Here is an 18,703-nt window from a genome sequence, read left to right on the forward strand (position 1 = left end):
ACCTTGGTCAGGGATGCCCAGGCTATTGGTGCAGCACTGGCTTTTGAGGACTTGACAGGCATCCGAGAGCGCTTGAATCAGAAGCCTCGGAGTAAAGCTGAACGCCGTAGAACCAATAACTGGGCGTTCTACCAGCTCAGGATGTTTGTGACCTACAAGGCTGCCATTGCTGGAGTGCCTGTGGTACTGGTTCCGCCCGCCTATACCAGTCAGACCTGTCATAACTGCCTGCACATCCACCCTGAGCAGGGCAAGTCCTACCGAAGCGGCAAGTCGTTCAAGTGTGGACATTGTGGCTGGGAAGGGGACGCTGACCATAACGCTGCTCGGGTGATCTCTCTTCTTGGGGCGACTGTAAACTCGCCCGAAATTCCGAAACTTAGCTGCCCTCTGGGGCCGCTAGGGATTGGGATAAAGCCCGCACCCTGCGCATAGCGCGGGTGCCGGGTAGTTTACTTCCCAAACTAGGCGTCTATCTTCGCGCTCCAACTCAACTTCTTTGATCACAGCATTGGGCACGGCAGATCGAGCGATCCGAATGGCTTCCTCAATGGGGATATCTGGAGCGAAAGATTGGGCAAAAGCAGCCCTCCGGCTCCCACCCGTCGACAGCATCGGGCTAGCGGGGGACAAAATGCCAAGCAAAAGTAAGGCAGCAATCGAAAGTTTTGCAGGCTTTATTTACAGCTGCTTGAGCAACCACCTCCTTAGCCTACCACCCTGAGACCAAAGAAGCCTTGCCACAAGGAGCATTGCTGCCTTCACAAGGAGTTCACCCCCTTTGCGTCATAGGGTGTAGCTGCTCGGCCCCTCTTCAGCTACGAACTGTTTGCTTCTCCAATCCAACCCTCTCGGAAACTGACTGGCTAAACAACGCTGCTGCGGGGGAGGAATACCTCTACGCCTATCCCGCGTGCTGCTACTACAGGCAGGGAAGTCATGCTGACGTTGGAGCTCCCGGCACTGCACGAATCGGTGATAATATTCCTACCCCTCATTCCTACCCCGGTGGGTGCCGACCATGCCAGATTTTCTGCCCTACGCCTACTTTCAGGGCCAGATTGTCCCCTTTGCTGAGGCGAAGATCTCCATTGCCACCCATGCTCTGCACTACGGGACAGCGGCGTTCGGCGGCCTACGCGGGATCCCTGATCCGCAAAACCCGGATCAAGTTCTGGTGTTCCGTCTGGATCGCCATTGCCGACGACTGAGTCAAAGCGCCCGCCTGCTCTGTTTTGATCTCCCTGCTGAACGGATTGAGCAGGTGATCGTCGAGCTGATCCGAAAAAACCGTCCCTCCACGTCTTTCTACATCCGCCCCTTGGTGTACACCTCCGACCTAGGCATCTCGCCGCGGCTGCACAACATTGAGAAAGACTTTTTCGTGTACGGCTTGGAACTGGGGGACTACCTCTCGCCAGAGGGAGTCAGTTGCCGCATCAGCTCTTGGGCCCGGCAAGAGGATCGCAGCCTACCATTGCGGGGCAAGATCACCGGCGCCTACATCACTTCCTCTTTGGCCAAAACCGAGGCGGCGCAGGCTGGCTATGACGAGGCCATTTTGATGAACTCCCAGGGCAAAGTGAGCGAAGCCTCGGGCATGAACATCTTCATCGTGCGCAATGGCGTGCTGATTACCCCCAGCTTCGACCAAGATATCTTGGAAGGGATCACCCGCGACAGTGTCCTCACCCTGGCCCGTGATCTGGGGATCCCTACCCAAGAACGGCCTGTCGATAAGTCGGAGCTGTTGATTGCCGATGAAGCTTTCCTGACTGGCACTGCTGCCAAGATTACGCCCATCCGCCAGATCGAGCAGTACGTCCTGCCCCCCTCCCGCCCCATCACCGAGCAGTTGCGGCAGAAGCTGACGGCAATTACCGAAAATCGGGATCCCGTCTATGCCCATTGGGTGAAGGTGATCCCTCTGAAAGAAAGCTAGTCCCTAGTCGAGGGGAGAAGCGTCATTATTAAACTGAGCACTCTAGATGGGTAGAGGGGGATCCCTTGCACGAAATTTCCATTACCTGGGCCGACTACCACCGCAAAATCGAGGAGTTGGCCGTCAAAGTTTACGAAAGCGGGTGGGAATTTAACCAAATCGTCTGTATTGCCAAGGGGGGGCTGCGCATCGGCGATACCTTGGCCCGTCTTTTCGACCTGCCCCTGGCTATTCTCTCAGCCTCTTCCTACTCTGGGCCTGGTAACCGCCAGCGGGGGCAACTGACCTTCTCGCGGGATCTAGCCATGACCACCGCCAACCTGGGCAGCCACGTGCTGTTGGTGGACGATCTGGCAGACTCTGGCATGACCCTAAAGCGCTCTGTCCACTGGCTCAAGCACCACTACGGCTTCTACATCGAGGAGATCCGCACCGGCGTACTGTGGTACAAGGCCGCCTCCGTCTATCAACCCGACTACTATGTGGACTATTTGCCGGATAACCCTTGGATCCACCAGCCCTTTGAGCCCTACGAGCAGATGACGCCTCAGCAGCTGATGCAGTTGCTACGCTCTTCCGGTTAACTTTTCTTTATCACCTCAGGGCTCTAACCAGTAGGAAACTCGAAGCGGGGCAGCTTATCCAGGGCAGGCTGGATCCCTGCGGGGATTCGCTCGTGAGTAAGGGGGTAGTAGTAATCAACCCGAGCCAGTAGTCGCTTCCACTGCTCAGAGTTAAGAGTTTTAACCAAAGAAATAGACGGCTCAACACTTAACTCGTGTCCCAAATCCATAAGCTCGATAGTAACGTTAGCTGCTGCGGCTTCCAGAACTGACTCCGCCATCCCGTAGTCTGGCTCTGCAGACACGATCAAAGCGTAATGCTGAGGATTGGAACTAAGCAGAATAGACTTTAGTAAAGGCTCCAAGCTTGCAGTAACTGATTCCCGAAGATTTGGATCCCAATCGGGAAAAAGAGCTAGATTAATCTGGCTTAGATAAATCCCTAAAGTAGTAAAACTCAGTTGCTCTGCGGAAGCAGGCGTCAAGCTTTGCTTCTGGTGTTCCAGCGAGGCATCGCTAAACTTTAAGCTCATTTCAATTTTCTCATCTTCAGTGGTCAATAGTACATGCCTTCCCTCTCTTTTACTATGGCTGGTTAGGTGTATGATAGAAATAGGAGTGTGAGGTAGGTAAGGCTCAACAAGTAGGTTTTGCCTTGGATCCCATTTTGGCAGTCCGTAGTGACAAGTCCAATTGCAATAGGCAGGTAGAAGTTCTGTTTCCTTAAGTAGCCCATCTAGATAGACCGCTACATTTAGAGCGAGTTGATCGGTTATGATAGAAGGTCTTCTAGCTAAAGCTTGAGAAAGCCGAAAGTCCCAAAGATCCCAGTGCTTGGCAGTATAGGACATTGCAAAAACACCAGCATTAAGGAGGGGGTACGTATGTAAGTCCTCGACACTCAGACTGGGAAAGTGGTATCTGTAAGCTTCACTAAGATCAATTAGGTAATCTTTTGGGCCATAGAGTAATCTATTCCCTCGGTCAATCTCCGGAACAATAGCTAGCCCTCGCTTTTTGCTTCGCTGGATGAGCAAGTCAATCCCGAACCAATCCTGAACCCAAGCATCTGCGTCAATCCAAATATAAACTTCATAGTCTGGAAAGTACCTACGTAGCCGGGGCCGAGCTAGTAATCCCCGCAGATAAGAAGGCACACTCTCAACTCCAGCAAAGTTATAGTTCCAATCCGGCTCAACAATGTAATTGACGTGTTTTGAAAGCCAGTCTACTTGCTCAGGGGTACAGCCCAAATCGAAGAAGCCTATCTCAACAGATTTACCCTGCTCCTTACCTCGGATGGAAAGAACAGTTCCCTGCACTAGATCGAAGAACTTGGAGTCGGCTGCGGTGATAATAACTACTGATTTCATACCAAAAGATAGTTAGGGAGATAGGAATTGCCTAGAACCAGACAACTTTTTTTATTTTAATTTAATTTACTTGGTCGCAATTATGTTTAGACTAACAGGTTTACCGAAAACAACCATTTCACTACAGTCATTAAATAAGCCGAACCGATCTACCTTGCGGATAATCCGAAAGCCTGCCTGAGTCAGCAACATGAACAGATATTCCCACGAGAGACCAACTTTGTGATAGTCATACTCATCTGTCTGTCCACCAAACATCATGCGCATAATACTAAATCGCTGCTCGGCGGAAGCTCCTTCCTCTATATAAAGGTGACAAAGAGTAGGTAAGTCAGGAACACTAATCATTAACTGGCCACCGAAATGTAAAACTCGATGCCACTCTTTGAGAACAACAGGCAATTCTCGCACATAGTCGAAGTGCTCCAGAACGTGGGAGGCGTAGATGGCTTCTACGGAGTTGTCTTCAAATTGACTGAGATCCATAGCGTTGCCAACGTAATCCACGTACTCTCTTGGTTGGATGTCTAGGATCTTCCAGTCTGGATGGGGATCTTTTCCCCCTATATGAAGGCGGATACGCTGACTGACCTGGAGTCTAGGTTCACCCCCGTCTAGAGGAGGAACCTGGTCGATAATCTGATGTTTATGAGCCAGATCAAAATAGGTTTTTTCAATAGCCATAGCCAAACGTTTTGGATCCCAGATGATCGACTTACTGTAGGACTCTCGAATAGTCTGTTTGGCCTTGGCCAGTCGCTCTGGATTGTTAGCCAGCTGGATTCCTCGCTCAATAAATTCTTCAACTGACCAGGTAATACAGTCATCAAGACCTATATTCCTAAGTAAGCTATAGCTCATTCGACCATAGTAATGGCGACCTACCAAGGTGAGAACTGGCACGCCCATGTAGAGGGCTTCCATAGTGTGGGTTGCGCCTGTGTAGGGAAAGGTATCGAGAACAAGATCCACCAAAGCTAGTTGGCCCCGGTGCTCTTCCACGCTGCTTGCTTGAGATAGAAAACGGACGCGATCCAAAACATCCAATTCCTTAGCTCTTTCCTGGTAACGCCTGATAACCGTGGCAATTTCCCCCGAGCCTTTGACGATCAAGATCCCCTTGGGAACAGCTTTCAGGATTTGCAGATGGGCATCAATACATTCGGGGGTACGCTTGTAAGCACTGGCCGCAGTTAGGAAAACAATATCTTGCGGGCCTATTCTCAGCTTGTTTTTGAAATTCACCTCATCTGCAGGAGTAATGTCCAGATACTCAACAGCACAGTAGCTAGGCAGGCGGATAATTTTTTCATGGTAATCGGCTTGGGCGTCTTCAGGAAGGATATAGGGATCGGCGAAAAAGTAATCAAATTCTGGCAAACCGACAGCATCTCCGCCAAGCCAACCAATTTGGATAGGAGCGGCCCGCAAAGCTGCTACGATGCTGGCATCGTGACTGGTAAGGGAGTCCATAAAAACCATGATATCGATGCGATCCTCACGCGCTTGAGCAGCTACTTGAGGCGGCTTGGTTTCTCCTGGAAAAAAGCGAAAATGGAGATTTTCGTGAGAGCGAAACTTTTGATACATATTGTCATGACTGGCCATATCTTCATTTTTCCACCCCTGGTAGTAGTAGTAGACAACGTCCAGAAGATCGCGAGATAGGTTCCTGAGAGTAGCCTCACTGAGAAAGCCAACCGAATGTCGCTGAAAGCAGTTACCCAGAAAGCCTACCCTCAGCTTTCGCTTAGTTCTGCCAGATCCGCAGTAGTCTTGCTGATTCTTCTGCCAATATTCCGACCAAAGAAAGTCTCGCTGAGAAGCCATTAAGCTTAGGCAGTCGTTAAAGATTCTACCACCAATTTGTTGGTAATGACGAATCAGAGAGCGATCGTCAGTTAGATAACTCCAACAAAAGCAAACTCGAAACAGAATGGCTTTAGCAATCGTTAGACTCTCGAGTAGATTTTCATCGTTAATTCTTAGTGATCCTAAGTCGGCTTCCCTCGATAAAATTAAGTCTATAATTTTCTGGATAACAAGGTTTATCCGTTCTGGCTGGGCAGCATGGATCAACTTTTCCAGCGATTCTGATAGAAGGGATAGACGAAGAGTAAAGTTCTCTTGCACCTGTGAGCTCTCGGCCGCCGTGATGAGAGCTTCTCCTAAAATGGAATAGCCATCACTGGTAGAGTTCTGGAAGAAGGCGCGGGCTGCCCTCTGAAAAAAGTCACCGATTAAGTCCTCTATCGTCCACAAACCTTCATAGCGCTTCGCCTGCTCGGGATCCACCGCATTGGCTAGCTGGGCCAGCAAAGCAGCAAATCCGGATTTCTGGTCCTCCAAAAGACGAGCTTGTAAAGCTGTGGCCACCTCAAAAAACAAGCTCAGGTAGCCATCGTCCCATAGCCGCGCGAGCAATTCAGTAAGGAGTGGCTCCTGAGTAATATCGAGGCTCTTCTCGCCGCCTAGGCTCTCCAGTAGGGCTTGCCCATAAAAGCCAACTGCCAGCTCATCCTGAGCTTGCAGGGCCCGCATCAGCAAAACTTGGGTGTTGTCCCGCCGGCTTGGATCCAGCTCAAAGGCCATCTCCCGCAGCTTCAGACAAACCTGGAGACGCTGCTGTGGATCCTGCGTGGGGCTATTTTCTAGACGGCCTGCGAGGGATAGCAACAAATCCAAGACTTTCTCCTGGGACAGGATCCCTGCCCTCACCAGAGGCGTGTAGAGCTGGTAAGCAAGGCTCAGCTGGCCAGCAGCCAAGGCCTGCTCCAGCGCCGATAGGGTAATTGCCTCTGGCTCAGAGGGGAAGGCTGGCTCATTGGCCAATGAAGATGGGGAGAGATCAAAGAAACCCCACAGGAACTCCTGCCAATCCTTTGCGCCTTGCTCTCGGTAAAAAGCCACCAACCACTCCGCAAAGGTATCGGGAGACTGCTGAAACAGTTGCTTGGCTTCCAGGATCCGGGCTTGCAGCGTAGGGTTCATAGGTTGAAGGAAGAGTGCTAGTCTTAGTCTGCCATGCTGAGGCCGGCTCAGCTAAACCACTGACCTGTGTCAGGCTCATCTGGCAAAAATCCGCAATTGCGCCAGGGAGCAGGCTGTTATGAATCGCCCTTGAGCGGGGTAAGTTAGCACTAGCAGGTGAGCTGCACAGTTAACTCTCTAGTTTGCTAAAGGATCTGGTACTCATGAGCGCAAAGTCTCGTCAGTCTCTGTTGCGGGCCAAACTGGCTCAGCAAATTCTCTCCAAAGCCAAGGGCTTCACCCTGATTGAGCTGTTGGTGGTGATTGTAATTGTGGGTGTGCTGTCTGCAGTGGCAATCCCGCAGTTCTTAAACCAAGTGCGCCGCTCCCGCACTGCTGAAGCTCAAGCAGCTCTCACGGCAGTGGGTCGTGGTTCTGAAGTCTATCGCCTAGATGTTGGCGTGTACCCGAACACCTACACCAGAATTCAGTTCGGATGTCCTACCACTAGTGGGGCTGATTCCTGCGGCGCTAGGGGCGATAAGTTTATGAATGACCCGTGGAGCGCTCCCAACTACCAGACACCAGTGGCCACCGTTACTTCTTCTACTGCGCCTCAGGGGATGCGCTGGGACACCACTGCTGTCACGGGTGCAAGCCGCTACGTTAACGCTTCTGGTCAACCTATTCAGTGCACCATTGGGCTGGGATCACAGGAGACAGCTGTGGCTACTGCGGCTACCTTTGTTGGTAAGAGCTGCAACGTCTTTGACTAGTTTCTATCTCTACTTTATGTACTCCGTGGCTCCCTGTGGGGAGCTTTTTTATTTCAGTTGCTCCAGTCTCCCTCAAGAGTAGGCAAGGGCTCTAGGCTAAACCAGTGAACTAGAGCGAGGACAGTAACTGTGATGGGTAGGAGATGCGAGTAAGAATACCCTTTTCGATGAGGTTCTGGTTGGTTTCAGGACTGCTGTAAAGTATGAACTCTTGATAAAGAGCTGCCATGCAAGTTCTATCTCCTGAGCAATAAGCGTCCCGTGAGGCCAAGTGAAAGGGAACCCGAATAGGATTAGACTTTGAGCGCCACCAGTAGTCGGGAAAGTTTCCCAGTTGAGCATACTTTTTATAGTAGTTTTGAAAGCCGCAGTTTAAGTAGTGTAAAATAGAGGGGAATGATGTTACCAAGGTATGACATTCTGGAATATCAAAGCTATGTACGCTATTGGGTAAGAGAGTGGGATGGATCCGAGCTGCTGACTTTCCATTTTGATAAGCTAAAAAGTATTGACTCTTGCCGGAAACTCTCTGAAACTCAGTACGGAGTCCTGGCTCTAAGGCAGCAGGGTTTTTCTTAAATAGAGTGACATCGCGAAAATAGTCCTCGACTTCAAATACTTCAGGAGCTGCTTCGTGGTTTAGGAACGTAACCTGGAATATATCGTCGCTTACTTGATCAAACCAATCCAAAGCCATCATCTGGCCAGGATAAAAAAGCTCATCTCCATCAATATGAAGAATCCAGTCCATGCCCTGATCCAGGGCAAGTTGTATAGCCGTTTCTACGTTAAGGATCTGACGAGCCATGACCTCATAGCCAACATGAGGGCCATATTTTGGGTAGAGAACATTCCCCAATGCTTGTTGGACTTGCAAAGCTTCATCGTTGGGAATAGCCGTTACATCGGAAAACTGAAGTGCCACCTGAATAGCGGGATCCTCTGGATCGTCAAAGAAGATATAAATATGGGCAATTCCAAGGGCAAGGTGATAGCGAATGAACGACTCCAAGCACACGCCTGGATCCCGAACAGTGGTAATTATGCAAACTCTGGCCATGGTGGAGCTGCAAGCCTTTAGGTGAATTGCTTGGCTCCTAGCCAAGTATTGATAGTGAAGCGGCTATCGGCAAAGGCTTGGCTAGGGCTAAATACCGGCAGGATTTCATGTAGGCAACTGCTGGAGAAGAAGACGATGCTGTTATTTGTAGGGGTTACCTCATCGTATGCCCCGTGCAGGATTGGTGGATGAGGTTTTTGCCTTTGGGTATCGTAGATGCGCAGCTCACCTCCTCGATAAGGCTTTGGCTCTTTGTGAAAGTAATATACGCAGCTCACCTGGCGGAAGGCAGTTTGTGGGTAGGAGTTATCGGTGTGGGCGGTAAAGAAGCAGCCATCATGGCTGGCAATCATCTCCATCTCAAAGATTTGAATGTCAAAGTTCTCAATGTCTAGCTCAGCAAAAATCTGGGGAGCAACAGCCGCAATTTTTTCTCGCAGCAGGGATCCATGCTCCTGAAAGTAAGCGAAGTCCAGCCTCAGGGAGCGGCGAAATTTTAGTGACTCTGCCTCGGTGTTGCTCTTGCTGTAGCTCTTGGAAGGGATAAACTTGTCTTGGTGGGTAATGGCATGTTGGAGAATGGCTTGGTTGAGCTCTTGAGGCAGGAAGTTATCCAGCTTGATGTATTTACAGGGGTAAAACCGGTTGGGTTCTGAGGGATCCGGCTGGGTAAAAGTCAGGAATACCGGGTTAGCTGCCAGCAGTGATCCAGGGCCAATTGCTTGGATGTGAGCGAGATCCTGCTCGGTTAACCCTTTGTGCTGGGGATCCCAAGTGAGGAGATGGATCCCTTGGCCTAGATTGGGCAAAACCTTCTGCAGATGAAAACTGGGATCTATCCCCATCAAATCTAGGTTGGCTTGGGCTATGGCTCCGTAGCGGCAATGGTTGACCAAGTATAGGGCTGAGTCGGCCAAGTAATCCCGCAGTAGCAAAGACTGAAGCAGACAGGTACGGTAGTCCGTGAGTTCAGTCCAGAAACAAACGCCAATCTGGGTCTCTGGGAAACATTGACCGAGATCTGCCAAAAGGGCAGGAATGGGGCCTTCTAGGAGTAGAACCCGTTCTTCTAATCCCAACTGAGAAATTTGGGTTTGGATATCTTCTGTGCTGATTGACTTTTCGGATGAGCTCTGTAGGGGATTCCGTAGAATCACTGCTAACTTTTCAGGATAGCGAAGCATTGCCTGCAAAACAGCTGCGGACTCTTCCCAGCCAATCTGGCAGAAGATTTGCTGGCTAGGAAGGCAGGCTAAAGCCCAATCTAAGAGCTGGGTGAGACTCTGAGCTTGCTCCAGTTCTAGGAGAAGATCCTGAGCAAGGTCTTGGCAATCCATGGGGAGGGATCCCTGACGTCTGCTCTAGCTTAATGTACCCGGATCCACCCCCAGTTCTCACAACTTTTAGGCCAGGCGCTCAGCCCTTTGCTGCTCCAGTTCAGCCTTGGCAGGCATCAGTTCCCCAGCGGCAGTGGCCCACAGAATCCAGGTGGCCTCCTACCCTCCCACTTCGCTGGGTACAGCCTCAAAACCTCGCTCGGCATGGGTGGTGGAGATGAGCAAGTCCATCTGGCACGTGTGCCGCCAGCTTTCCATGGGTATGCCATTGTCGTAGGAGAGCTCGTCTTGGGTAGGGGCCATCCAGGCAGGTAAACTGGATTCGGCTCTTGCAGACAGGGATCCATGGGGTTGCTTATAACCTATGCTCGGCTTATCGTTTTCCAGGGCAACAGAGATCCCTTGTTGTTGTGTCCAATCCTAGTAGCCTGTAGGAGCTAGAAGAACCTGCCGCTCAACTTGGGGAGTCGAGAAATGCAAGACATCAAGGCCAATGCTCCGCGAATTCTCCTCAATTGGCCAACTCCGCCAGACTATATCCCGCCCCCGCAGCTTTCAGATCGGCAGGTCAGTCTTTGCCCCAAGAGGAGAGCCAAGGGCTTTGGACTAAACTTTGTCAATCTCTCTAAAGAATTGGTGGAGTGCCCAGAGGAAGACTATGACCTCTATGACTTTGTGCAGCAGTCTGAGCAAATTACAAATAAGGAGTTTGACCTAGTTGTTGTTTGGACTTCGAGCTTCGACTACAGCAATCCTCTTAATACCAAAAAGTTTGGCTGTCCAACTGTTTTACTGGCTGGAGACACCCACCACTGGGAGTTTCCCATCAACCATCTCTTGGCCTACTGGGCTACTGAAGGCTTTGATTACGTCGCTACTGCCTATAACTTCCAGCATTTGCACTGGTTTGCCGCAGCAGGCGCTGAGAATCTTGCCTGGTTGCCTCTTATCTCCATGCGCACTGTTACCCACGATTGGGTGGAAACTCGAGAAAATCAAGTGGTCTTTATCGGCCAACAGGGATCCCGCCATCCCAGGCGTTGCCGGCTGGTTCAAGCCATAAAGAATGCAGATTTGCCCATCCTCACCAAAACAGCCAACCGCCAAGAGGCAGCCAAATGGTTTGCCCATTCTCTGATTTCCTTTAACTGCAGCCAAAATGGGGATCTGAACTTAAGGAACCTGGAAGTGATTTCTGCAGGGGGCTTTCTGCTTACTGACCAGCTCTCCTTCGCCTCAGGATTGGACGAACTTTTGGCGCCCGGCACCTACTGCGACACCTACAACTCCGAAGCCCAACTCCTGGAGAAAATCCGCTACTACCTAGACCATCCCCAGGAGGCCATTCAAATTGCCCGCCGCGCTTATCACACTTTCGACCAACACTGGCATCCCCGCCACCGCATTCAGAACCTGCTGGACTGGGTGTTTGGGGGAGAGCTGCCGGAGCCCTTTCGTTACTCGCCCCGCTCTGATGTGCGCTACTTTGTCAGCACGGCCAGCTCTGCCTGGATAGACACACGACTAGGAATCTACGAGCCCATTCAAGAGCTGCATCGCGTGCAGGAGCGACTGAGGGTATTTGTTGGCCGAGGCTGTCCTGGGGTGATAGCTGCGGACTTGCTGGACTTGCCGCGGCTGGAGCTGTATGTGGAAGAGGGGTTTGGGGATCCCTGTGGTCTGCTGCAGCAGAAGGGAGTGCCCGAGCGAGTTCATGAGGTGAGAGGGGAGCCGAGCAGTTGGCCCAGCTTTGATGCGGTGGTGTGCACGGTGGGAGACTTGCAGCGGCTGGGGCAGCCACTAAAGGCCAACTTCGCCTTTGTCCTGGCAGAAGATGGCCAGCTTTTGTTTGCTAACGCTGGCAAGTTGATGGAAACTCCAATGCCTGAGTTGGCTGTAAACGGACTTAAGTTTTCGGTAAAGCTTTACAAAGATACAGTTTTTTACGGAAGAGTCTACCTTAGCTTTCCTCTGTTCGTCCTTAAGGTAAAGACGATTACTGACATTGGAGCTGGAGTAGGCCTTGCGAGCGTTTGTTTTCGGGGTTTCTGCCCTGAAGCAGTCATCCACTGCTTTGAGGTGGATCCCTTGGCTTTGCACCTGCTGCAGCAGAATGCTCTTGGTTTGGGCAACTGCTTTGTGCACTCAGTGGGCTTGGCAGGGCAGGATAGCTGCAGGACTCGTCGCCTCTGGCCAGAAGACATCGAGACAGAGTGGGGAGTAGAACAGGTGCTCCCTCTCCGGGGGGCAAGGACAGCTCTGAGGGAGCTGGGTTTGGAGCCCATCGATGTGCTCAGGGTGGCTACGGGTGGGGATGAGGTGGAGGTATTGGCTAACCTGCAGCCGCAGCTTAGGGACATCAAGGTGATTTACGTGGAGTTTACTTCTGAGCAAGACCGCAAGCGGATTGACCAGATGCTGGATCCTACCCATCTCCTCTGGCAGGGAGAAATTGTAGCAGGCCAAAGAGGAGTCCTTTGCTATCTAAGCAGGGCTTGCTTTGTCGACAACAATTCAAGCCTTGGAGGAGAGACTTAAGGTTATGAACTCAACCATTATCGTTACGGCCGCTGACAGCAAGTTTTTTGAATTGGTTCAGGGGACCATTCTCTCTATTCGAGAGAAACCTCAGGGGCACTCTGTAGATATTGGATTCTTGGATGTAGGCTGTACACCGGAGCAGTTGCAATGGATAGGTCAGTACGTTGACCACATTGTTGAGCCAGATTGGGGCTATGATATTCCCGACATTGATAGACAACCCAAGTATCTCAAGGCACTAGTTTGTAGGCCTTTCCTTCCTGAATACTTTCCAGGCTATGAAGTTTATATTTGGATTGATGCAGATGCTTGGGTGCAACACTGGTCTGCAATTGAGCTTCTTACCCTGGGAGCAAGATACAAAAACCTTGCAGTTGTTCCTGAGTTGCTAAATACTCTCTTCGATCCCTATCCATTTTCGCATCAAGCTTTTCACCTCTCGGGATACATCAAGTACTTTGGAGATGTATATAACCACCTATACATAAGACCAATTCTAAATGATGGTGTATTCTCTGGAAGTAATTCCGGTATTCACTGGGTAGCATGGAAAAACAGACTGAGCCAAGCTCTCTCTAAGAGCCTCGATCTACCCTCAATTCCAGCAATTCCAGATCAGTATTCTCTAAACGTGGCTATTCATAATGACTTAGGGATAGATAACGTTGAAATTTTACCATTGTTTTGTAACTGGACAGTTCATAGTAAACTACCTCTATGGGATCCAAAAAGAAAGCTCTGGGTTGAGCCTTGGAAGCCTTACATCCCTTTAGGGATTCTACACATTACCTATAAAGCTAAGGATAGAAAAACTCATGTAGCTCATACTACTGATGGCTTCAAAGTTGAAGCCAGTCTTTGGTATCCTAGAAGCCATTCTTCTCCAATCAGAAGGTATGACTATGTATCAGCTAATCAAAAGAAAATATATCTCGACTACAGCTTCCCTCTAATGACTGCTATCGATCCAGGGCCTCATCCCTGGCCTTATCTACGGAAAGAAGTTCCTCACCTTTGGACTGCGGACTTGCGTCAACCTATTATCGGCTTTGTTAGTCGAGACGAGGCTCATATTCTGTACAATACTGCCCTTAAGCTACAAGGAAAAAACGCCCTAGAGATCGGCTGTTGGCTAGGTTGGTCAACTGCGCACCTGGCGGCAGGAGGAGTTATTCTCGATGTGGTAGATCCTGCTCTGGCCGATCCCCAGATTTATGGAAGTGCGGATCAATCTCTTCGCTCGGCTGGAGTTCGCTCTAATGTCAATCTCTACCCTGGCTATAGCCCAGGGAAGGTGGAGGAGATTGCCCAGCAAGAGGATTGTCGCTGGTCTCTGATTTTCATCGATGGAGACCACACCTCACCAGCCCCCTTGCAGGATGCTCAAGTGGCAGAGCGCTATGCTGCTGAGGATGCCTTGATTCTGTTTCATAATCTAGCCTCGCCGGATGTGGCTGAAGGTTTGAATTACTTGAGAGACAGGGGCTGGAACACGATGATTTACCAGACCATGCAAATTATGGGAGTGGCCTGGCGAGGCAATGTCAAGCCCGTTGAGCATATTCCAGACCCTGCTGTGAATTGGACATTGCCAGAGCACCTCAAGGACTATCCGGTCTGTAACCTTGAGTTGTCTAGGGTGCTAGAGAAAGTTAAATCTTTTACCTTGCTGGGCTTTGAGCGTCTTTGGAGCCTTTATTCACTGGCTAAGCAGGTTTGTGAAGAAGACATTCCTGGGAACTTTGTAGAATGTGGTGTTTGCAGGGGTGGAAGCTCAGCTTTGCTGGCCTGGGTGATTAAGAACTACAGCCGTCGACCTCGCAGGCTATATGCTTTCGATACCTTCTCAGGTATGCCTGATCCAACAGAGGTGGATCGAGATTATCGAGGAGTTGCTGCCAACGATACGGGTTTTGGATCCGGTGCCTTAGCAGCACCCATTTCGGAGAACTTAGAGGTGGTTGCCAAGGAACTGGGAGTTTGGGATCTCATTGTCCCCGTGCCAGGGCTGTTTGCTGACACCTTGCCTACCTATCGAGAGCAAGTGGGTGAGATTGCTCTGCTGCATGCAGATGCTGACTGGTATCAATCAACGATGGATATTTTTCATCATTTCTATGATCAGGTTCATTCCCAAGGATTCATCCAAATCGATGATTACGGACACTGGCAAGGATGTTGGAAAGCTGTTCATGACTTCGAGCAGGAAATCGGAGCCTTTTTCAGGTTGCATAGCGTCGATTACACAGGGGTTTGGCTGAGTCCTTCAGAAAACCTGGTAGTGATTAGAGTTAGAGATAGCATAACAGAAACCTCAAAACCACAAGGGATCCGCCTGAGCAAGATCAACGTGGGCCTTTTCCCCTACTGGGAAATGGAGACAGAGCAGCTTATCCAAGAACTGGAGGGCTTGCTGGAGCCAATTCTGCGCAGTCCTCAGCCAGAAGACTATGCTCTGATCTTCCTAGGGGATCCGGATCCGCAACTGGCCAATCAAACTCTGGAGATAGCTGCAGGCAACATAGCTCTCAGGCTCATGGAAGAGGGGTTAGAGCTCGGTAGAGAGCCGTTCTGTTCAGTGGTAGCTGGCTTGAACCCCTATCAATGGGAGAGGCTGATTCCCCAACTCAACTATCGCTATCCCTTGAAGCGGGAGCGCTTTCCCAAGGGATTACGGCCTGCTATTCAAAAGCTACCTGTGTTGCTGTTGGCCTCCTAGGGATCCATCTGTTGTCTTGAGTTACTTGGCTGTCTACAGGGCGTCTGGATCTACCCCTAGCTCTCGTAGCTTCCGGGCCAGGCGCCCTGCCCGTTGTTCGGCCTGCTCAGCCCTTTGCCGCTCCAGTTCGGCCTCGGTGGGTACCAGTTCCCCAGCAGCAGTGGCCCAGCGAATCCAGGTGGCCTCGATGTCCCGAAACCTGCCCTCCCACTTCACTAGGTACAATCCCAAAACCTCGCTCGGCAAGCAACCCTCGGCATCCTCTTGAATTGGCTCATAGCGGCCGCCCCTTAGCCGAAACCCCGCCCAGTCTTCTGGATCAAACGGGTCAAACCAAAAGTACTCCGGCACCCGGATAATCTGCTCATAAAGTTGCTTTTTGCTTGTTTTATCCTCCTGGGCAGTGCTGGGAGAAAGAAGCTCAATCACCACGTCCGGCCCTTTGCCCTGCTCCCAAATCACCCAGCTTTTGCGCTCGCCTTTAGGCACGCCCAACACCACAAAATAATCCGGCCCTTTGAAATTGCGGCCGCTGGTCTGCTCCAAGCTGTAGTAGAGAAACATATTGCCACCGACAAAGCCATCAGGGCGCTGCTGCAGCCAGGTTTGGGTAGTGGAGATGAGCAAGTCCATCTGGCACCTGTGCCGCCAGCTTTCCATAGGTTCGCTGTCGTCGTAGGGGAGCTCGTCTTGGGTGGGGGGCAACTCGGGTAGATAAACCGGATCCAGCACCTCAGTAATTGGGTTTGGGTTAGCTTATGGGGGTGTGGGGGTAGCTAAGGCCCCGCACTGTACCCGTAGGGTCAGTGCCGGGATACAGATACCCGCACATGGTGTATGATAGGAGTAGTTGCACAAAACGGCTTTTGCCGGAATCTGGTGCAACTACGCGGTAGGACATTCCGTGTCTGCTCGTGGAGGGTTCTTGCGTAGGCTCCCCGATGAAGCGAGAAGCCCGCTCCGTACTGCCAGCAGTCGGGGTCGGGAGTATGTCACTCATTGCCAGTTCTCCTCTCTTTACCCTTACAAGGTATCGGGATCCACCCCCAGCTCCCGCAGCTTCTGGGCCAGGCGCTCTGCTCGCTGTCGCTCTTGCTCAGAACGTTGGCGCTCGATTCTCTCAGCTTCTTCAGGAGTAGGCACCAGCTCCCCATTGGGGAAAAAGTAGCGCAGTTGTTGGTTATGGATCCCCAGATACAGCTCCAGCATCTCGCTCCAGCGCCAGCCCTGCTCCGTTGGCTCAATCTCCTCGTACTTCTCCCCCCTCAGTCGCAAACCCATAAACTCCTGCGTCTCCGGAGAATAGTAAAAGTACTCCGGTGTCCTGAAAATCCTTTCGTAAAGCTCCCGCTTCTCACCCCGATCCACTTTGGCAGTCGATTCCGAAAGCAGCTCGATGATCAAGTCCGGGTATTTGCCACCTTCTTCCCACACCACCCAAGAAGGGCGGGGGCGGTTTTCTACCCCTTTGACCAAAAACAGATCTGGCCCGCGGAAGTCTTTATTTTTGAGTTGCTCTCGGCTGTAGTAGACGGTGAGGTTCCAGGCGAGGAAGTAGTCGTTGCGGTCTTGCCAGAGGCGGGCGAGGCAGCTGACCAGAATCAAAAGCTGCAGGGCATGCAGGGAGTGTTCCATTTCGGGTTCATCGCTGAGCAGCCCCTGGGCCGAGGGCATGAGCTCCGCCAGTTGCTGGCGGGTGAGGGGAGTAATCTTTTCCTCGGCTTTCTCTTGGAGTTTTTCTTGGGCCAGCATTTTTGCACTCGGGGCAAGTGAATTAGCTGTAGGCTAACCCATCGATAGAACCGCCGGCAGGTGCTCTGCTTCAGGCTGACAGGGTGATAACAGGAGCGTTCTACTAACTGAAAGGCATAATAAGAGATGTAAACTTCTCCTTTTGTCCGCATGTCTTTCTGGAAACTTTTGGTGGTGATAGCGGTGCTGCTTTTCGGCTTGGCAAGCGGGATCCCCACCTTACAAGCGGCCACCCTGGGTGGATCCCCCTACAATCGCGCCCAACAGGAAGTTGTGATTGCAGCTAGCCCAGACCAGGTGTTAAAAGCGGCTGAGCAAGCCTTTCAAGTTTGGAAGCGGGGGGAACTGGTCTCTGTGGATGCTGAGGCGATGGAAGTGAAGGGGATCTCCCGCACCAACTTTTTTAAGTTCGTGGACGATCTAACGGTTTCGCTGTCGCCAATAGAAGGGGATCCTGGCCATACTCGTCTACACATTACTTCCGAAGGCCGTGTTGGGGAGTATGATTTCGGCGGCAACCGGCGCAACATCAACGAGTACCTGAACACTTTGCGGTCGTTGCTGAAGCACGGCTAGGGCCAACAGGACAAGGCGGGGGACTTATGGGGATCCGCATCTTTTGCCGTCTCTCATGATTCCCTGCTCTGTTCTAGCTTGGCCACACGGGCTTCCAGCTTGCGCAAGGTACGTTGCAGCTCAGGCAAGTGCCGCTGGACGGCCATGCTCTTGCGCCATTCGGAAATGGGTTGATGGGGGTAGCCTGCCACCGTTTGACCAGCAGGGATATCGCTGGTGACGCCTGTTTGGGCGGCCACACGCACGCCATCGCCGATGTGAAGATGCCCGGCCAAGCCACATTGCCCGGCCAAAATGACATGGTGGCCCAACTGGGTGCTGCCGGCAATGCCCACCTGAGCCACGATCAGGCAGTGGGATCCGGTGCGCACGCCGTGGCCAATTTGCACCAGGTTGTCGATCTTGGTGCCGCGGCCAATACGGGTCTCGCCAACGGCGGCCCGGTCGATGGTGGTGTTGCTGCCTACCTCCACGTTGTCTTCCAGCACCACTCGGCCCGCCTGCAGCATGCGCCGCCAGGAGCCATCTGCCAGAGGAATGTGGCCAAAGCCGTCGTCGCCAATGACAGCGCCGCTGTGGATGAGGCAATCATCCCCAATCTCCGTGCGCTCGTGAATAACGCAGTTGGCGAAAAGCTGACACCGGGATCCAATCCGCACGTGGGGATAGATGGTGACATTGGGGTGAATTTGGGTGTGGTCGCCAATTTTCACTCCCTCCATCACCACTGCGTGCGGCCCGATGGCCACCCCCTCCCCCAGCTCGACGCTGGGATCGATCACAGCGGTGGGGTGGATGCCAACGGGCAGGCGGTAGGGTTGGTAGAACAGCTCAATGGCCTGGGCAAAGAGCAGACGGGGATCCCTGCCCCGCAAGCAGGCAATGGAACAGGGCAAAGCCAGCCCTTCCTCCACGATGACGGCGCTGGCCTGGGTTTGCTCCAAGAGAGGTAGGTAGCGGGCCTCGCTGAGAAAGCTCAGCTCCCCTGGGCGAGCCTCCGCCAGGCTGGCCACGCTGTGAATTTCCAGGGTGGGATCCCCCTCGTAGGCACATCCCAACTTTTGGGCAATCTCCTGTAGCTGCATTGGGGTTGA

At 51.9% G+C, this 18,703-nt stretch carries 16 protein-coding genes; 7 read left to right on the top strand and 9 right to left on the bottom strand.

What is annotated here, in order from left to right:
• On the top strand, positions 1-435 hold a 435-nt coding region (locus tag ACVWZ1_RS03075; protein WP_457502485.1), incomplete at its 5' end, for a zinc ribbon domain-containing protein.
• Here ACVWZ1_RS03075 and ACVWZ1_RS03080 read toward each other — a convergent pair.
• Complete coding sequence (locus ACVWZ1_RS03080; protein ID WP_457502538.1) at positions 400-615, bottom strand: PepSY domain-containing protein; 216 nt, start codon at positions 613-615, stop codon at positions 400-402. The two genes, ACVWZ1_RS03075 and ACVWZ1_RS03080, sit on opposite strands and share 36 nt — an antisense overlap.
• A gap of 406 nt (positions 616-1,021) precedes the next feature.
• Here ACVWZ1_RS03080 and ACVWZ1_RS03085 point away from each other — a divergent pair, with 406 nt between their 5' ends.
• Complete coding sequence (locus ACVWZ1_RS03085; protein WP_011432133.1) at positions 1,022-1,942, top strand: branched-chain amino acid transaminase; 921 nt, start codon at positions 1,022-1,024, stop codon at positions 1,940-1,942.
• Positions 1,943-2,007: 65 nt separating this feature from the next.
• The gene (locus tag ACVWZ1_RS03090) at positions 2,008-2,526 is read left to right on the top strand and encodes a phosphoribosyltransferase (RefSeq protein ID WP_414329088.1); all 519 of its coding nucleotides are present in this window, start codon (positions 2,008-2,010) and stop codon (positions 2,524-2,526) included.
• Positions 2,527-2,549: 23 nt separating this feature from the next.
• Here ACVWZ1_RS03090 and ACVWZ1_RS03095 read toward each other — a convergent pair whose 3' ends face one another.
• Positions 2,550-3,878 carry a hypothetical protein gene (locus ACVWZ1_RS03095; RefSeq protein ID WP_414329087.1) on the bottom strand — a complete coding sequence of 443 codons (1,329 nt, stop codon included), beginning with the start codon at positions 3,876-3,878 and terminating at the stop codon, positions 2,550-2,552.
• A gap of 66 nt (positions 3,879-3,944) precedes the next feature.
• Positions 3,945-6,869 carry an O-linked N-acetylglucosamine transferase family protein gene (locus ACVWZ1_RS03100; protein ID WP_457502486.1) on the bottom strand — a complete coding sequence of 975 codons (2,925 nt, stop codon included), beginning with the start codon at positions 6,867-6,869 and terminating at the stop codon, positions 3,945-3,947.
• Between the two features lie 203 nt (positions 6,870-7,072).
• Here ACVWZ1_RS03100 and ACVWZ1_RS03105 point away from each other — a divergent pair, with 203 nt between their 5' ends.
• Positions 7,073-7,624 carry a type IV pilin protein gene (locus tag ACVWZ1_RS03105; protein WP_457467374.1) on the top strand — a complete coding sequence of 184 codons (552 nt, stop codon included), beginning with the start codon at positions 7,073-7,075 and terminating at the stop codon, positions 7,622-7,624.
• 109 nt (positions 7,625-7,733) lie between these two features.
• Here ACVWZ1_RS03105 and ACVWZ1_RS03110 read toward each other — a convergent pair whose 3' ends face one another.
• The 3 genes from ACVWZ1_RS03110 to ACVWZ1_RS03120 all read right to left on the bottom strand — a co-directional run bounded on the left by ACVWZ1_RS03110 (position 7,734) and on the right by ACVWZ1_RS03120 (position 10,324).
• The gene (locus ACVWZ1_RS03110) at positions 7,734-8,684 is read right to left on the bottom strand and encodes a glycosyltransferase family 2 protein (protein ID WP_457502487.1); all 951 of its coding nucleotides are present in this window, start codon (positions 8,682-8,684) and stop codon (positions 7,734-7,736) included.
• 17 nt (positions 8,685-8,701) lie between these two features.
• The gene (locus ACVWZ1_RS03115) at positions 8,702-9,601 is read right to left on the bottom strand and encodes a 2OG-Fe(II) oxygenase (protein WP_457502488.1); all 900 of its coding nucleotides are present in this window, start codon (positions 9,599-9,601) and stop codon (positions 8,702-8,704) included.
• Positions 9,602-10,180: 579 nt separating this feature from the next.
• On the bottom strand, positions 10,181-10,324 hold the full coding sequence (locus tag ACVWZ1_RS03120; RefSeq protein ID WP_011432125.1) for a hypothetical protein: 144 nt from the start codon (positions 10,322-10,324) through the stop codon (positions 10,181-10,183).
• A gap of 171 nt (positions 10,325-10,495) precedes the next feature.
• On the opposite strand from ACVWZ1_RS03120, the gene ACVWZ1_RS03125 reads away from it, so the two are divergent.
• Positions 10,496-12,559, top strand: coding sequence for a glycosyltransferase family protein (locus tag ACVWZ1_RS03125; RefSeq protein WP_457502489.1), 2,064 nt, complete (start codon positions 10,496-10,498; stop codon positions 12,557-12,559).
• Positions 12,560-12,563: 4 nt separating this feature from the next.
• The gene (locus ACVWZ1_RS03130; RefSeq protein ID WP_457502490.1) at positions 12,564-15,281 is read left to right on the top strand and encodes a TylF/MycF/NovP-related O-methyltransferase; all 2,718 of its coding nucleotides are present in this window, start codon (positions 12,564-12,566) and stop codon (positions 15,279-15,281) included.
• Positions 15,282-15,314: 33 nt separating this feature from the next.
• On the opposite strand, the gene ACVWZ1_RS03135 is transcribed toward ACVWZ1_RS03130, so the two are convergent.
• Together ACVWZ1_RS03135 and ACVWZ1_RS03140 are read right to left on the bottom strand one after the other, a co-directional pair.
• Positions 15,315-16,013 carry a Uma2 family endonuclease gene (locus ACVWZ1_RS03135; RefSeq protein ID WP_457502491.1) on the bottom strand — a complete coding sequence of 233 codons (699 nt, stop codon included), beginning with the start codon at positions 16,011-16,013 and terminating at the stop codon, positions 15,315-15,317.
• 291 nt (positions 16,014-16,304) lie between these two features.
• Positions 16,305-17,033 carry a Uma2 family endonuclease gene (locus ACVWZ1_RS03140; RefSeq protein WP_457502492.1) on the bottom strand — a complete coding sequence of 243 codons (729 nt, stop codon included), beginning with the start codon at positions 17,031-17,033 and terminating at the stop codon, positions 16,305-16,307.
• A 150-nt stretch (positions 17,034-17,183) separates the two neighbouring features.
• On the opposite strand from ACVWZ1_RS03140, the gene ACVWZ1_RS03145 reads away from it, so the two are divergent.
• Positions 17,184-17,609 (top strand): DUF1499 domain-containing protein, encoded by a 426-nt coding sequence (locus tag ACVWZ1_RS03145; RefSeq protein WP_457502493.1) that lies wholly within the window; start codon positions 17,184-17,186, stop codon positions 17,607-17,609.
• A 53-nt stretch (positions 17,610-17,662) separates the two neighbouring features.
• Here the strand turns inward: ACVWZ1_RS03145 and lpxD are convergent, their stop codons facing one another.
• Complete coding sequence (gene lpxD / locus ACVWZ1_RS03150) at positions 17,663-18,694, bottom strand: UDP-3-O-(3-hydroxymyristoyl)glucosamine N-acyltransferase (protein ID WP_414417262.1); 1,032 nt, start codon at positions 18,692-18,694, stop codon at positions 17,663-17,665.
• Between the last annotated feature and the right edge of the window lie 9 nt (positions 18,695-18,703).

The sequence above is a fragment of the Thermostichus sp. MS-CIW-25 genome (assembly GCF_054060015.1).

What these genes read in the sequence shown, in the direction of transcription:
- ACVWZ1_RS03080 (WP_457502538.1), bottom strand. Translation starts at nt 615, where the DNA reads ATGCTGTCGACGGGTGGGAGCCGGAGGGCTGCTTTTGCCCAATCTTTC.
- ACVWZ1_RS03085 (WP_011432133.1), top strand. Translation starts at nt 1,022, where the DNA reads ATGCCAGATTTTCTGCCCTACGCCTACTTTCAGGGCCAGATTGTCCCC.
- ACVWZ1_RS03095 (WP_414329087.1), bottom strand. Translation starts at nt 3,878, where the DNA reads ATGAAATCAGTAGTTATTATCACCGCAGCCGACTCCAAGTTCTTCGAT.
- ACVWZ1_RS03100 (WP_457502486.1), bottom strand. Translation starts at nt 6,869, where the DNA reads ATGAACCCTACGCTGCAAGCCCGGATCCTGGAAGCCAAGCAACTGTTT.
- ACVWZ1_RS03105 (WP_457467374.1), top strand. Translation starts at nt 7,073, where the DNA reads ATGAGCGCAAAGTCTCGTCAGTCTCTGTTGCGGGCCAAACTGGCTCAG.
- ACVWZ1_RS03110 (WP_457502487.1), bottom strand. Translation starts at nt 8,684, where the DNA reads ATGGCCAGAGTTTGCATAATTACCACTGTTCGGGATCCAGGCGTGTGC.
- ACVWZ1_RS03120 (WP_011432125.1), bottom strand. Translation starts at nt 10,324, where the DNA reads ATGGCCCCTACCCAAGACGAGCTCTCCTACGACAATGGCATACCCATG.
- ACVWZ1_RS03125 (WP_457502489.1), top strand. Translation starts at nt 10,496, where the DNA reads ATGCAAGACATCAAGGCCAATGCTCCGCGAATTCTCCTCAATTGGCCA.
- ACVWZ1_RS03130 (WP_457502490.1), top strand. Translation starts at nt 12,564, where the DNA reads ATGAACTCAACCATTATCGTTACGGCCGCTGACAGCAAGTTTTTTGAA.
- ACVWZ1_RS03140 (WP_457502492.1), bottom strand. Translation starts at nt 17,033, where the DNA reads ATGCTGGCCCAAGAAAAACTCCAAGAGAAAGCCGAGGAAAAGATTACT.
- ACVWZ1_RS03145 (WP_457502493.1), top strand. Translation starts at nt 17,184, where the DNA reads ATGTCTTTCTGGAAACTTTTGGTGGTGATAGCGGTGCTGCTTTTCGGC.
- lpxD (WP_414417262.1), bottom strand. Translation starts at nt 18,694, where the DNA reads ATGCAGCTACAGGAGATTGCCCAAAAGTTGGGATGTGCCTACGAGGGG.